Source organism: Lysinibacillus sp. NPDC093712 (assembly GCF_050280025.1).
Classification (GTDB): Bacteria; Bacillota; Bacilli; order Bacillales_A; family Planococcaceae; genus Lysinibacillus.
Map to the genome: position 1 here is coordinate 25,160 of NZ_JBNNUU010000016.1, position 15,754 is coordinate 40,913.

At 36.8% G+C, this 15,754-nt stretch carries 13 protein-coding genes; 11 read left to right on the forward strand and 2 right to left on the reverse strand.

The genetic code is table 11. From position 1 onward, the window contains the following. Positions 1-120: 120 nt before the first annotated feature. Together ACQKNX_RS25235 and ACQKNX_RS25240 are read right to left on the reverse strand one after the other, a co-directional pair. Positions 121-1,869 carry a methyl-accepting chemotaxis protein gene (locus ACQKNX_RS25235; protein ID WP_427431290.1) on the reverse strand — a complete coding sequence of 583 codons (1,749 nt, stop codon included), beginning with the start codon at positions 1,867-1,869 and terminating at the stop codon, positions 121-123. Between the two features lie 508 nt (positions 1,870-2,377). Continuing rightward, a complete protein-coding gene (locus ACQKNX_RS25240; RefSeq protein ID WP_427431292.1) occupies positions 2,378-2,830 on the reverse strand; it encodes a hypothetical protein in 453 nt (150 codons plus the stop codon). Positions 2,831-2,997: 167 nt separating this feature from the next. On the opposite strand from ACQKNX_RS25240, the gene ACQKNX_RS25245 reads away from it, so the two are divergent. The 11 genes from ACQKNX_RS25245 to ACQKNX_RS25295 all read left to right on the forward strand — a co-directional run bounded on the left by ACQKNX_RS25245 (position 2,998) and on the right by ACQKNX_RS25295 (position 15,363). After that, on the forward strand, positions 2,998-4,335 hold the full coding sequence (locus ACQKNX_RS25245; RefSeq protein ID WP_427431293.1) for an AAA family ATPase: 1,338 nt from the start codon (positions 2,998-3,000) through the stop codon (positions 4,333-4,335). Continuing rightward, positions 4,328-5,062, forward strand: coding sequence for a hypothetical protein (locus tag ACQKNX_RS25250; protein WP_427431294.1), 735 nt, complete (start codon positions 4,328-4,330; stop codon positions 5,060-5,062). Before ACQKNX_RS25245 ends, ACQKNX_RS25250 begins: the two co-directional genes overlap by 8 nt. A 671-nt stretch (positions 5,063-5,733) precedes the next feature. After that, positions 5,734-7,023 carry a LysM peptidoglycan-binding domain-containing protein gene (locus ACQKNX_RS25255; RefSeq protein ID WP_427431303.1) on the forward strand — a complete coding sequence of 430 codons (1,290 nt, stop codon included), beginning with the start codon at positions 5,734-5,736 and terminating at the stop codon, positions 7,021-7,023. Positions 7,024-7,146: 123 nt separating this feature from the next. Then, a complete protein-coding gene (locus ACQKNX_RS25260; RefSeq protein ID WP_427431295.1) occupies positions 7,147-9,369 on the forward strand; it encodes a YcdB/YcdC domain-containing protein in 2,223 nt (740 codons plus the stop codon). A gap of 134 nt (positions 9,370-9,503) precedes the next feature. Continuing rightward, positions 9,504-9,974 (forward strand): YusW family protein, encoded by a 471-nt coding sequence (locus tag ACQKNX_RS25265; protein ID WP_427431296.1) that lies wholly within the window; start codon positions 9,504-9,506, stop codon positions 9,972-9,974. A gap of 169 nt (positions 9,975-10,143) precedes the next feature. Continuing rightward, positions 10,144-10,578, forward strand: coding sequence for a MarR family winged helix-turn-helix transcriptional regulator (locus tag ACQKNX_RS25270; RefSeq protein ID WP_427431297.1), 435 nt, complete (start codon positions 10,144-10,146; stop codon positions 10,576-10,578). Between the two features lie 51 nt (positions 10,579-10,629). After that, on the forward strand, positions 10,630-11,613 hold the full coding sequence (locus ACQKNX_RS25275; RefSeq protein WP_427431298.1) for a ring-cleaving dioxygenase: 984 nt from the start codon (positions 10,630-10,632) through the stop codon (positions 11,611-11,613). Positions 11,614-11,678: 65 nt separating this feature from the next. Then, positions 11,679-12,296, forward strand: a complete 618-nt coding sequence (locus tag ACQKNX_RS25280; protein ID WP_427431299.1) for a nitroreductase family protein — start codon at positions 11,679-11,681, stop codon at positions 12,294-12,296. Positions 12,297-12,359: 63 nt separating this feature from the next. Beyond that, positions 12,360-12,902, forward strand: a complete 543-nt coding sequence (locus ACQKNX_RS25285; protein ID WP_427431300.1) for an NADPH-dependent FMN reductase — start codon at positions 12,360-12,362, stop codon at positions 12,900-12,902. Positions 12,903-13,308: 406 nt separating this feature from the next. Then, a complete protein-coding gene (locus ACQKNX_RS25290) occupies positions 13,309-14,673 on the forward strand; it encodes an ATP-binding protein (protein ID WP_427431301.1) in 1,365 nt (454 codons plus the stop codon). A gap of 6 nt (positions 14,674-14,679) precedes the next feature. Further along, complete coding sequence (locus tag ACQKNX_RS25295; protein ID WP_427431302.1) at positions 14,680-15,363, forward strand: response regulator transcription factor; 684 nt, start codon at positions 14,680-14,682, stop codon at positions 15,361-15,363. Positions 15,364-15,754: the final 391 nt, after the last annotated feature.

Genomic DNA, 15,754 nt, shown 5'->3' on the forward strand with positions numbered 1-15,754 from the left:
GACAGTGCCCAATTAGTGCAACTAGAAGTAAATATTATTGCTAGGAAATGACATGAATAAATGCCTCGCCGATGCTGTAGCATCGACGAGATTAATAAAGCTATAAGGTTTTTTAGTACATCATTTCACAATAAAAGTATTTACAACAGTTAATAATTCATCTGATAAATCTGTTAATACTTGTGCTTCTTCTGAAACTCTTTGCACTGTGTTGAGCTGAGTAGCAGATGTTTCGGCTACTGTGCTTGTGTTGTTTCTGGAATTTTCAGAGAATTGTTCCATATCTTGAACAGCTGATGTAACCTCTTCCATACCAGCTGCCATTTCTTCAATAGTAGCTGATAATTCTTGAATCTGACCAGTAACATGATGTATTGAAGTTAAAATTTGGCCAAATGATTTTTCGGAATCATTGATCATTATTAAGCCATTGTCCACTTCCTCTACCGCATGTATCATGACATTTACAGATTCATTAGTATCATGTTGAATACGCGAGATTAGTGTAGAAATTTCTCTTGCTGATGCCTCTGATTGCTCTGCCAACTTGCGCACCTCGTCAGCGACTACAGCAAAACCACTTCCTGCTTCACCTGCACGAGCAGCCTCTATCGCAGCATTTAATGCAAGTAAATTTGTTTGGGAAGCGATACCTGTAATAATACCAACGATTTCTTGGATTTTATTTGAGTGTTCACCTAGCATTTTGACAGATGATGCCGATTGATTTACAGCTTTACTAATTGCATTCATTTGAGCGACAGATTTATTCGTTGAATCGTTACCTTTTTCCGCTTCCTCAGATGCAAGAATAGAGGATTCAGAAATCTGATTAGATGTCATAGCAATACGTTGAATACCAATGCTCATCTCCTCAATCGTAACTGAACTTTCTTTCGCCTTTTGAACTTGTAAATCCGCAACACTTGCTATTTCTTGCATCGATGAAGCTACACTATTATAAGAATCCGTTGCTTCCTGCATATTACTTGATAAAACTTGTGCAGTATTTGAAACACGTGAAGAAACATTTGTTGCGCTTTGAATGACTGTTCGTAAACTTCCAATCATTACATTGAAATTATTCGTTAGCACGCCAATTTCGTCATTTGATTGAACAGGTAAAGCTTCTAGCTCCAAGTTACCTTCAGCAACTTTTTTAGATTGTAAGGATAGCTGTTGGATAGGGGTTAGTTTCTTTTTTAATAGTGAGTAAACGACGATGGAAGACCCAATAAGGAATAAAACAGTAATTAACAGAACCCACATTGCTTCCGAAAGTGCTTTAGCAGTTACCATCGATACATCATAGTCAATGGCATACGCAGCTAACATTGAACCATCGTCATCTAATATCGGAGTAAGCCCTGTTTTATAGCTTCCAAACTCATCTTTATAGATCTCTGTAGCGGTTGCTTCTTTTGTTTCAAAAACTTCTTTTATTCTTGCAAGGAAATCTGGGGAGAGACCCATGGCAATCATATCTTGGTTATATTCTGCACCAACTTCAAGAACACTTGAGGATAGAACCGGTGCATTAATATTTTCACCATCTACTGTAATAAGAAAGAGATTGGTAATAATATCTGATTTATCATTGATGGCATCCATTTCTTCTGTTAAACGAACGACATCCTTATTATTAGCATTTGGTTGTTGCAGTGCAGATTTCAATGCTTTTTGATCTATTGTCTTTGATAAAATCATACCTTTATCATAGAGGGATTCATCCATATCTTTTAAGTTACTGTTTTTCACTATATAATAGGAAAATCCCATAGTAACTAGTCCAAATAGCAATAAAATACTAACCATTATGAAAGTTAATTTCTTGCTTATTGACATTTGCTGCTTCTTACTTTTCTTCATACTCTTCCTCCTAAAATTGTAAAAAACATATTTCAAGTGAAAAAGGGACGGCCGATAATGAGAAAGCCAAATGTAATGGGAATAGTACAATGTTACAATTGACCGTCATGATAATTTCATATATAGAAGTACGTTCCTATACTTTTTATCATTATTTCATTGCTAGTAAAATAATCCATTCATCCCCTAACCATAAACAACTATACTGCCAAAAAATACGATTCACAACCCAAAAATCCTACTATTTCAACTGTGAAATTTCGAAGTGCGAATTAAAAATATAGTGTTTTTATAACAAAAATTAATGGGGTGCTGGCATATTATTAATAGAAAATACACTAATAATAGTATAATTTGTTTCTGGTAACCAACTTTTGAAATTAATAATTGTTATTATAGACAAATATTATTACAATTGTTTGAAAAAAGTTAAGTATACTTTGTGTAAAAGAAAATAAAAAAAGGTTTTCCACTCGTTCATAACTGAACTTATGGAAAGCCTTTTTTATTATCTCGGGTTACCAAAGATGCCAGGTAGAATGTTGGGAAGACCTGGAGGTAGTATGGGAGGGAGACCAGGTAATTGACCACCTGGGTAGGGCATAGGCGGGAACGGTTGTGGGTATGGTCGTGGTGGGTATGGTTGAGGAGGGTATGGTTGTGGCGGATAAGGACGTGGTGGGTACGGTTGAGGTGGATATGGTTGCGGATATGGTGGAGGGTATGGAGGTGGATATGAGCCACCGCCTGGAGGGAAACCTGTCCCTGCTGCTGTAATTTGGCTAACATCAACTGTTATGATTTGACCAGAATCTAATTGAATTTCGGCTGTTCTTCCATCTTTTCCAAATGTTCGAATCAATGTGCCGGAATATGTGCCAGTAGGGAGCGTAACCCATATTCTCATACCGGGTCGGAACTGTTGATTAAAATCTTCAGGAGCTAATCTAGGATTGACCAATGAAACACACCTTTCTTCATTTTTCTTATCTAACATATGTCCCGTAATGTATTCGTCATAGGCAATTGGCTCAATATAAAAACAAGAATAGTATATTAAATTTAAAATTGTTATAAAATATAACGATTTTAACTATAATAGAAAGAAAAGACTTAAAGGGTGTTTTGATGGCTATTATAAAAATGAAGAAAATAAAGGTACAAAACTTAAGGAATGTACGAAATGGTGAGCTAACATTAGCAGTGGATTTTGCTTCACTTATGAAAGCGAACGTTGTTGGCGTATACGGGCAAAATGGTTCTGGGAAAACGACGATTGTTGACGCATTTAGCTTATTAAAGACGATTATTTCTGGTTGGATTGCTGAAGTGAAATTACCGTCACAAGACAAGCGTTTAATCATGGCAGGAGAAAACACTGCTAATATTGATTTTGAATTTCTAGTGGACAATCAATTTGGTACATTTTTTGTGAACTATTATGTAACATTGCGTGAGGATGAAAAACGGCTATATATTATTGCAGAGCGACTCACATATAGAGAAGATGAAAAAGGAAAACGATCAAAAGTTTTAGTAAGTGTCACAGATGAGGACGTTCAAATTCGAAAAAGCTTTTTACGAGATATGAATGAAAAAATGCGTATTAAAACGCTTGTTATTCAACAACTAGCGCGAAAACAATATATGTCATTTATCTTTCATAAAGATTTAAAGCCATTGCTACGAGAAAAGTTATCAGAATTAGAAATGCAGTTGCTTCATAATATAGCGATTGATTTTAATCGAGACTTACATGTTATCAACAATCAAAATATCGCGCCTTTATTTGAAGAACGCAGTATGCCCTTTAGTATCCATCTTGAAAAAACGCGTGGCTCCATTCCATATGATTTGAAAGGGCCAGCATTACTACCTAAGAATGCTTTCAATGTATTATGTGAAGTGATAGAGCAAAGCAATCAAGTATTATCGACTATTATTCCTGGGCTTACTATTAAGATTCATGTCATTACAGAGCAATTATTAGACAATGGTGAAAAGGGAATACGATTTGAGTTTCTATCGCAACGGGGTAATCGGGAACTACCATTGCGAACAGAATCAGAAGGGATTTTAAAAATCATCTCTGTGCTTAGTGTACTGATAGCTGTTTACAATAATCCAACTGCATGTGTCGTGATCGATGAATTAGATTCTGGCGTTTTTGAATATTTGTTAGGCGAGTTGTTAACAGTGATTGATGAGGGCGGAAAAGGGCAGCTTATTTTTACGTCCCACAATTTACGTGTGTTAGAGGTGCTTGCCATTAAAAACTTATGGTTTACAACGACGAATGAGAATTACCGATATATGCAGCTGAAAGGGATAAAAGAGGTTAATAATGCACGAGATGTCTATTTACGTGCTATACAGCTAGGTGGACAGGATGAAGAGGTTTATAAAGAAACGAAAACGTTCAAAATTAAACGTGCTTTTAGAAAAGCTGGTGTGCAACATGACTAAAAAAGTGCTTTTAGTAATTGTAGAAGGACAAACAGAGCAAATAATTTTAGAGGATTTTTTGGATGAGCATTTTGCTGATTCGACCATCCGCTTTGATGTGCAACGTGAGGATATTTTGACGAAATGGGATGCGAAAAAGCAAATCCCCAATATTAAAAATAGTGTCAGCCGAGTCATTCATAATTATTTAGAAAAGTATAAGTTTTTAGCGAAAGATTTATCGGCAGTCATTCATATTACTGATGCAGATGGTTGTTTTATCGCTCCAGAGTTTGTCAAAATCAATACAGATATTGAACAGAATCTCTATTATACTGAGGACGCCATTTTTGTAAAAACAGAGAGACGTAAAGAGCAAATTGAACAGCGCAATGAAATGAAGGCTAATAACGTTAAGATTTTGCTGGCAAATGACCATTTTAGTATTAATCGATTAAAAGTACCTTACCAGTTGTTTTATTTTGCTACGAATTTAGAGCATGTATTATGGAATGAGCGCAATGAAGTCGCCACGGAAAAAGTGCTAAAAGCAGATGAATTTATGGACAACTTATCGGGCTCTATAAAAGAGTATCTTTTGGAATTCCTGCATGTAGATACAGCACTATCTTACCGAGAAAAAATGAAAGAAAGTTGGACGTACTTAACAAAGGGATGTAATTCTTTGCAACGCAGTACGAATGTGCCATTATTATTTGAAATGATTACGTCCAATGCGCAGAAATAAACAATACACAAACCTCTCATCTAAATTGAGAGGTTTTTTCGCCTTTTTTCATCTAACTGCTGTTGATTTCCGCTACGGGCGGACGCTTTCCGCGGGCACATCGTAAGCCGCAACCCTCGCTAACGCGCGGTTTGTTGCGTCTTACGCTACGTGCGTTCCCGCAGGAGTCGCCGCCCTCCACTCCAATCAACTAATAATGTGGGCAAAGAAATTTTTACTTTAAGACCATGGAATGGATAAAAAATGATAACTACTGCTGTTGATTTCTATTGTGTGTGGACGATTTCTACGGGCACACGTGAGCTGTTCTCACTGGAGTCTACGTGGATTTTTTCTTTGGCAAGTCATAGCATAGAAATTGTTTGAGTGCCTGGCACTTATCGTCTCCTAAATCGTAAAAATCCACTACGCTTTCCGCGGGCACATCGTAAGCCGCAACCCTTGCTAACGCGCGGTTTGTTGCGTCTTACGCTACGTGCGTTCCCGCAGGAGTTTACGTGGTTTTTTACTTTGTTAACCATAAAATACAATACCCTACATAGCAAATTGTTTGAGTGCCTGACACTTTTATTGACACTTTTATTGTGATTGCTTCAAGGTGACATGTTTTCATATTTTATATCATAAGCTTTATGGCTATGGTTTCATTACGTAAAAAGGAGGCAAATCGCATTCAAATACATGTTGTACGAGCAGGAGAGTCCTTATATGGAATTGCAAATGCATATGGCACGACGGTTCAAAGTATAGTAGATGCCAATCAAATTCCAGAGCCCAATCGATTAGTTGTTGGCCAAGCACTTGTGATTCCAATCGTCGGTAGCTTTTATTATGTACAGCCTGGGGATAGTTTATGGTCGATTGGGCAACGCTTCGGTATTAATTATGTAACACTTGCACAGGTAAATGGCATTGATCCAAACCAGACTTTATCAATTGGTTTGCGTCTTTATATTCCACCTGCACCGAAAACGAGAGCGGAAACATTGGCATATTTAGAGCCAAGAGGGACAGCAGTTAGTGAAGCATTATTAAATGCAGCCCGAGAAGCATCTCCTTATTTAACTTATCTTGCCTTATTTAGCTATGAAGCACGGAGAGACGGGACATTGAAGCAACCTCCAAGAAATGGTGTATCGGAAATTACGAAAGACTCAGGAGCAGCTGTTGCAATGGTTGTATCGAATTTGGAGAACTTTCAATTTAGTGGCGACCTTGCAAGAGATATTTTTCAAAGTACCGCAGTGCAAGATTTACTCTTTGACAATATTCTTAAAGAAGCAAGGCGTTTAGAAAGCATTAAAGATATCCATTTTGATTTCGAAAATTTACCCCCTGATCAGCGAGAAGCGTATAACAATTTTTTAAGAAGAGCCGTGGAGCGCTTCCATGCGGAAGGGTATACGGTATCAACAGCACTTGCTCCAAAAACAAGTGCCAATCAAAAAGGGCCATGGATTGAAGCACATGATTATAAAGCACATGGAGAGATTGTTGACTTCGTATTGCTGATGACCTATGAATGGGGCTATTCTGCTGGACCCCCTATGGCTGTTTCGCCAATTCGCGAAGTTGAGGCCGTTGTCAAATATGCTGTATCAGAAATACCACCAAGAAAAATATTGCTTGGACAAAACTTATATGGCTATGATTGGACACTGCCGTTTGTACAAGGAGGTCCATATGCAGAGGCTGTAAGTCCGCAAAGGGCTATTGAGATTGCCAAAAAATATAATGCAGCTATCCAATATGATTGGAATGCACAAGCTCCTTTCTTTGAATATTATGATGAGCAAGGAAGAGCGCATATAGTCTGGTTTGAAGATGCACGGTCGATTCAAGCGAAATTCAATTTAATTAAGCAGTACAAGCTTAGAGGTATAGGGTACTGGAAACTTGGGCTACCGTTCCCGCAAAATTGGTTATTGATAGACTCAAATTTTAATGTGGTGAAGAAATGACATTGATAGGGATAATGGTATACCCAATCTATTTTCTTCTTATTGGAAATAATCTGTAAATACTATTCCCTATTTTGGGAATATAATATATAATTAGGTAAATTGTATTTTAGGAGGGATATTTTGGGTAAATTTAAAAAGTTAGGAATTATCCTAACGTCTACTGCATTTTCTGTAGGAGTACTTTCTCCAATGGCACAAGCTTCTGCTAATGTTAAGGATTCTCCAGAGAGAATAGAGATTCAAGTAGCTTCAACAGAAACAAAGGTAACGAAAAGTACACTTATAAAAAAATTACGTGAGCTTTTCCCAGAAAAGTTCAATTTTTTAACAGATAATGATTTCTATACGGGGCGCGGACATTACTATAACGATGATAAAACAATCCGTTATGATTTGAGCTTCCAAAAAACAGTAAATGGTAAAGATGTGTATGGTAGTATTACTTTTATGGGCGATGATTTAGAGTTAGAAAGTTTCTATTACCAGCCTGCTAATGTTGCAGACGCGCTATATCCTGCTAAATATTCAAAGGAAGATGCACAAAAAATTGCACAGGATTTCTTGAAGAAATTCCCGAATACAGCAAACTACAAATTGCAAGAAAATGATTTTGATTATGGATTTAATTACACGCGACCATTATCAGAGCCGATTAGTTATTCATTCTCATATGCACCGACACATAACGGTGTAACGCTTAGCAACCACACAATTTCTATTGGTGTGCTTGCCAATGGTGAAGTTGTAAACGTATATCGCAATTCAAATGTATCTAAAAAGGCAACGTTCGATGGTGTAGAACAGAAAAAGAGCGAGGCAGATGTTCTAGCACAAGTTCGTGATAACTTTGCTGTAGAGTTACGCTATTATTTAGACTATAACTATCCATCTGATAAGCGTGAAGTGAAGCTAGTGTATATGCCAACATCAAGCTTCTATGGTGTACATGCATTAACAGGACAATGGCAAACAGCAAATGGCTTCGTGGCACAAGCACCAAGCGTAAAAGGTGTTGAAAAGCTATCTTCAGAACAACTTAATCCGAGAAAACCTGGTATGACGGTTGAAGAAGTAGAAGAATTTGCAAAATCCTTCTTAAAAGTGGATCCTGACAAGGCAAAGCTACAAATTGATGTGGTTAATGAAAGAGAAAATGAAAATGGTGAAACACTTTACTCTGTAAATTACATGTATATGTATGAGAATGGTGGTTCAGGTTCTTCATTTGAAATAAATAAGGCAACTGGCGAAATAACACAATATTATGACATCAGTAGAGATTTCGTGCTGACAGATAAAAAAGCTGAAAAGATTACAAAAGATGCTGCAATGGCGAAGGCTATTGACTACTTAAAAGAGTGGGCTCCGTCATATATTCATAACTATGCAAAACCAATAGATGATTATGGATATGATAATTATAGCAACCAATACAGCTTCTCCTTCCCACGTGTTGTAAATGGAATTCCTGTTGTTGGTGATGAAATTTATGTGAGCGTCGGTACTGACGGTTCATTACGTGGATTAAACATTAATCAACAAAAAATTGATAACTGGCCATCTGTAAGTAAGGCAGTCTCAGCTGATAAGGCAAAGGAAACATTTAGCAATGCGTTAAAGCTGAAGTTACAGTACACTAAACAGGATAAAGAAGATAGCAATCATTATGATTTAGTGTATGCACCGTCATATGAGGGCAGCATATATAATCAAATTGATGCACTAACAGGCAAATGGGTAAGTAGTGCCGAAGATTCAAATAATAAACCGCAAATTTCTCACCCAACAGCTGCCAAGGAATTGAACTACTTATTAGCACAAAATGTGTTGGAAGTGAAAGATCCAGCAAACTTTAATGCTGATACTGCTGTGACGAAAGGTGAAGCGTTAAAAATTATTCTTAAATCTTTAACATATGGCTATTATGGATATGGAAATGAAGAAGAATCATATCAATCGTTTAATAATATTGATCCTAAACATCCGTTATATGCAATAGTTGAACAAGCAGTAAGAATGGGCGTTTTACAACCAGCAGATGAATTTGCTGTTGATGCGACATTGACTCGTCAAGAGCTTGCAGAATGGTTTATTCGTGTACTACGTTTAGAAAGTGCTGCAAAGCATAACGACATTTACAAGTTGAACTTCGCTGATGCAGGTTCTATTGATCCGGCATATGCAGGTTACGTAGCATTAGCAAGTGCAATGGGCTTAATCGATGCACAACAAAATAACTTTAATGCAACAGAAAAAGTAAGTTATGCAGATTTAGCTGTTTCAACACTTCGCTTGGCTCGTGCCATTCATGAAAATAATACTGGGCGCAATTACTTCTATTAATACGATTTGATTGATGGTCCTCCATCTATAGAAGATGATAGAAAAAAGGATATCTCCTGATTTTAGGGGATATCCTTTTTGCGTTTACTTAGTATGCTTTTAGGGAAGAATAATGACAGAAAAGGAGTGGAAAAATGTTGCGTAATTATAAAATGTTATTAGTATTCTCATTAGTAGCTGGATTACTTTATGGCTGTAATAAGGATGAGGTAAAGGACGTACCTACGAATGCTCCAGCAGGGGAAAACACTAATCAACAGGCTGGTGAAAATGTAACAGATCAAGTGCCCTTTAATTTTATAGAATTTTCATTGGACGTCGATTATTCAGCTACAGAATCTTATGAAGCTGAATATGAAAATAAGAAGAATGGTATAGAGGCTAAATTGGAAGATGACCGCAATAATGAAAAAATTCAAGGTGATGAGGCTTATACGAAGTTAGAACCATTATTTAAGCAACTAACTTTCGAGTCTACAACATCGAATGATGAAGTAATTGAGCAAGTCATTAAAGTGTTTAATATTACAGATGACTATCAATCGATTGAGGTAGAAGTAGAGTTTGCTGATGGAACAGAAAAAGAATTTAAACGATTGAAATAATAGAAGCGCCCTATACACTAATTTGTATAGGGGCTTTTAGCTTTTGAAGTAGATTTTTATTTAATAAAATGAATTTAGACAAAAATGATTGCTGTTAGGGAATATTTGTGATATTATTATCTCGAATTAAAGATATTCAATTTCGAGGTAAATAGAAAGAGGGCATCTTATGAAGGAAGAAAATCGGTGTTTAAAAGCTTTTACGATTATGTTCCGTGCTTATCAATCGATTCAGGATGCGACCAAAAAAGATTTGCTTCAATATGATTTAAATCAAACTGAATTTGGGGTATTGGATTTTTTGTACCACCACGGCGAGCAGCCAATTCAAGTAATTGGTAAGAAAATTTTAATTGCAAGTAGTAGTATTACGTACGTTATTGATAAGCTGGAGCAAAAAGGTTTTGTTTGTCGACGTGCTTGTCCTAAAGATCGACGTGTTACCTATGCATTTTTAACAGATGAGGGACAGGTCTTAATGGATAGAATTTTTCCACTCCATGAACAAAAGATCAATGAAATTTTTGAAGTATTAGACCAACAGGAGTTGGAAACAATGAACGTAGCTTTGAAAAAGGTCGGTCTTAATGCCATTAATAAATAAAATTTTTTTAAACATATATCTCGAATTCGAGATAAATAGGAGGAATTTAATATGAACCATTTAAAAGGAATTCACCATGTAACGGCTATTACAAGTAGCGCAGAAGAAAATTATAAATTTTTCACGTATGTACTAGGCATGCGTTTAGTTAAAAAAACTGTAAATCAGGACGATATTCAAACATATCACTTATTTTTTGCAGATGACAAGGGTAGTGCCGGAACAGATATGACATTCTTTGACTTCCCAAACATACCAAAAGGTGTACATGGCACAAACGAAATTTCTAAAACATCATTCCGAGTGCCAACAGATGCAGCATTAGCTTACTGGGTAAAACGATTTGAGCGCTTAAATGTCGAACATACAGGCATAAAAGAACAATTCGGCAAGCAAACATTATCATTTGTTGATTTTGACGATCAACAGTATCAACTAATTTCTGATGAAAACAACACGGGAGTTGCTACAGGTACACCTTGGCAAGATGGTCCTATCCCACTCGAATACGCTATTACAGGATTAGGTCCAATATTTGTGCGTGTTGCGAATTTTGACTATTTCAAAGAAATGCTAGAAAAAGTAATGCTCTTTACAGAAATTGCAGCTGAAGGAGACTTTCATTTATTTGAGGTTGGAGAGGGAGGCAACGGTGCACAAATAATTGTGGAATATAACACAATCCTGCCAGCAGCTCGTCAAGGTTTTGGTACTGTGCACCACGCAGCATTTCGCGTAGCAGATCGTGTTGTTTTAAATGAATGGACAGAACGATTAGAAGGCTTTGGCTTCAATACATCTGGCTATGTTAACCGTCACTTCTTTGAATCGCTATATGCACGTGTAGCACCACAAATCTTATTTGAATGGGCGACAGACGGCCCTGGTTTTATGGGTGATGAGCCTTATGAAACATTGGGGGAAAAATTATCATTACCGCCTTTCTTAGAGCCTAAACGTGCACAAATTGAAGGGCTTGTGCGTCCAATTGATACTGTAAGAAGTACGGTTTCATTTGAAAAAGAATATGAGTAAGGTGTCATTAATTAGTAAGGAACACAATTCTACGAAAGCATAATGGATGATTGGAGTACGTCAACATGGAATTTACAAAGTTAATTGATAAACGTCGATCGGCAAATAATTTTATAGACGGTGTTGTAATGACGGAGGAGGATATCCGACCGATTTTAGAGGACGTCAAGCTTGCACCTTCAGCATTCAACTTGCAACATACAGAATATATCGTTGTGTTAGATCAAGAATTGAAAGAGAGAGTTCGCGAGGCTGCATATGGACAATATAAAGTACATTCAGCTTCCGGTGTTATTTTAGTACTAGGTGATAAGGAAGCATACAAGCAAACGGCTCACATTAGTCAAGGGATGGTTGATCTAGGCATTATTACAAACTATGAGCTTGAAGGTCTCATTGATGATAATGCGAAGTTTTACGAAGAACGTGGTGAGGATTTTATGAAGGAAGACGCGATTCGTAACGCATCACTTTCAGCTATGCTCTTTATGTTAGCAGCAAAAAATCGAGGCTGGGATACATGTCCGATGATTGGTTTTGATCAACAACAAATGCGCGCATTATTCAATGTACCAGCAACACATGAGATTGTCTTGATGATGACAATTGGCAAGGAAAAGGAAAGTAGTCACCGCTTACGCGGGTATCGTAAACCAGTTGAAGAATTTGCAACCTATTATTAGGGCGGTATAAAATAAAATAGCTTAACAAATATTAATGGCAGTAACCATTTAGGAGGAAACAACATGAAAGTAGTAGCAATCGTAGGTAGTATCCGTAAAGAATCTTATAATATGCAATTAGCAAAATTTATTCAAAAACGTTATACAGAAAAGTTTGAACTAGAAGTATTAAGCTTACGTGATTTACCAATGTATGATCAAGATATCGAAAATGAAGCACCACAAACAGTACTAGATTTTAAAGCAAAAGTAAAAGCGGCTGACGCGGTACTTTGGTTAACACCAGAATATAACGGAACTGTGCCAGGGGTAATGGTGAACGCTATTGACTGGCTATCTCGTGTAGATAAAGTAATGGTTGGTAAACCATCATTCATGATGGGTGCATCAATGGGTAATTTAGGTACTGTTAAAGCACAATTACATTTACGTGATATTTTATTCTCACCTGGAATTAATTCTCCATTACTTAGTGGTAATGATGTATATATCGGTGCTGTACACACAAAATTTGATGCTGAAGGCAATTTAACAGATGAAGGTACTGTAAAATTCCTTGATACAGTAATTGAAAACTTTTTAGACTGGGTTAAAAAATATATTTAATAATTATGAAAGCCAATAAGTATTCGCCATACTTATTGGCTCTTTTTTATAAAGATCCAAGCATCACCGGCTCCTCAATCGTAAAAATCCACTACGCTTTCCGCGGGCACGACGTAAGCCACAACCGTCGCTGTCGCGCCGCTGTTGTGTCTTACATTGCGTGCGTTCCCTCAGGAGTCTACGTGGCTTTTTACTTGGTTATAAATTTTCAGAATTGTGTGGGTGCCTGGCACATCTCTTTATGGAAATCATGCTAATCTTAATTGCTACATATATAAATACAATATGATGATGAAAAATTAATGAGCGAGAAGTTTTTATTTTATAATATTTATAAAAGTATCTTTCTTCTGCATAAAATCTTCACACTTACACGTTATCATTTTGAAATATAGGTGGTTAAGGCATGAAAAAACTTTCATTGAAGCTTGGAATAATCTTTTTTATTACATTGTTTTGCATAGAAACATTTATGATGTTTTTTTTACATGTTTCTTTGACTAACTCGCGTGTTGAAGAAGAATTAATAAACTTGCAGACAACTGGTAATTCACATCGAACGATATTAGAGCAAAATTTCGATGAGGAGACGTTATCACATATATTATTAATGGAATCTAGAGAAAATACAGACGTTGTCATCACAGATAATGCTGGAACAATTTTAGCCGCTTCATCTTCACACCCTGAAATACACGTTTATTTAAAGAAGCTCAAGGGTAGGGTGCCTTATAGTGGTCAAGTATTGGAGAAAAATTGGCAGGATGAAAAATATATTGCAACGATTAGCCCTATCTTAAAACAGCAAAAGACTATTGGCTATGTGTTTATGTTACAAAATACAGATTCCATTCATGCGTTAATGGAACGATTAAACAAACATTTTCTAATTGTCGGTCTTGTATCAGGATTGGTGACGATTGCCGTCATTATTGTGTTATCTCGAAAATTAGCCCAACCATTAATGGCTATGAAGGAAGCGACGCTGAAAATGAATAGAGGAGATTTTACTGTCGCCCTTTCGACTAATGGCAAAGATGAATTGAGCGATCTTGCGAATGCCATTCAACAGTTATCCGATGATTTAAATCATTTAAGAGAGGAAAGAAAGGAGTTTTTAGCAAGTATTGCGCATGAGCTAAGAACACCCATTACCTTTATAAAAGGCTATACAGATATTCTTTACAAGCGAGATTTAACGGAGCAGGATCGCCAAAAATATTTAGGCATTATTATTGAAGAAACGAATCGGCTCTCAACGTTAATTAAAGACTTATTTGATTTAGCAAATATGGATGAAAACGCATTTGTAATTAACAAAGAACGTCTTCATTTGGATGAATTAGTGGCAAGTATCGAGGTAAAGCTAAGACCTGCTTTTCAGGAAAAAGAGATTCACTTGTTTGTTCAATGTGAAAAGGGATTAACATTAATAGCCGATTCAGTAAGACTAGAGCAAATTATTTTGAATCTGTTAAATAATGCATTAACTTATTGTTCATCAGGAGATTCTACTTTCTTTATAGTAAAAAGGCAAAATAACTTAATAAAAATCATTGTTAAAGATACTGGAAAGGGGATTCCGAAGAAGGAATTACCTTATATTTTTGAACGTTTCTATAGGGTTGAGAAATCTCGTGCCCGTGCACATGGAGGTATGGGATTAGGCCTTGCTATTGTTAGAGAGCTTGTCCATGCACACGGAGGGGAAGTAACCGTTGTTAGTGAGGAAAACAAAGGGACTACTTTTGAATTATTATTTAAGGGGTAGGAACGAATGAAAACATTATTATTAATTGACGATGAACCAAGGATGCTGGAGTTACTAACGCTTTATTTAGAGCCTTCTTTTCATTGCATAGCTAGGTCATCAGTTAGAGATGCATTAGACTATTTAGAAGAAAATCATGTAGATTTAGTGCTGTTAGATATTATGATGCCAGATATGGATGGTTGGCAAGCTTGTCAGGAAATTAGGAAGTTTTGGGATGTACCGGTCATTATGCTAACAGCAAAAGCGGAACAGGCTGATATTATAAAAGGCTTAAATTTGGGAGCAGACGACTACATTTTAAAGCCTTTCGACGAGGAAGAGTTAGTAGCACGCATACATGCTGTATTAAGAAGAAGAAAAACTGAAGAAACTATCATTTTTTTTGAAGGGCTACGATTAAATAAAGAATCCGTTGAATTGTCTTTTCAACAAGAGGCTATTCTTTTAACGCCGAAAGAATTTTCGATGTTAGTGCTGTTTCTTGAATATCAAAATAAAGTTTTCTCAAGAGAGCATTTAATTAATACAGTTTGGGGATATAACGTAACTATTGAAGACCGAACAATTGATTCGCATGTCCGCAATTTACGGGAAAAGCTAAGGAAAAGTGGCTTTCCTGTAGATGATTACTTACAGACAGTGTGGGGAATCGGCTATAAATGGCATAAGTTTGCTGACAAAAAGTAATTACAAACACCCTGTGAAGGCAGAGGGTGTCAGACTGTAGACAAACTCGAAGTTTTTCGAATTTGTCTATAGTCTTTTTTTATTTAAAACTAATATAGGGGATGACTACTGCCGTTGATTTCCGCTACGGACGGGCGCTTTCCGCGGGCACACCGTAAGCCGCAACCCTCGCTGCGCGCGGTTTGTTGCGTCTTACATTCTGTGCTGTTCCCGCAGGAGTCGCGCGCCCTCCGCTCCAATCAACTAGTGTCAACACACTCTTTCAAAGGAAAAAGTGATTATATATGATAGTCGTTTGCTTTAATCATTAAATAAATTTAGAGGTCTACTGCCGTTGATTTCCGCTACGGGCGGGCGCTTTCCGCGGGCACATCGTAAGCCGCAACCCTCG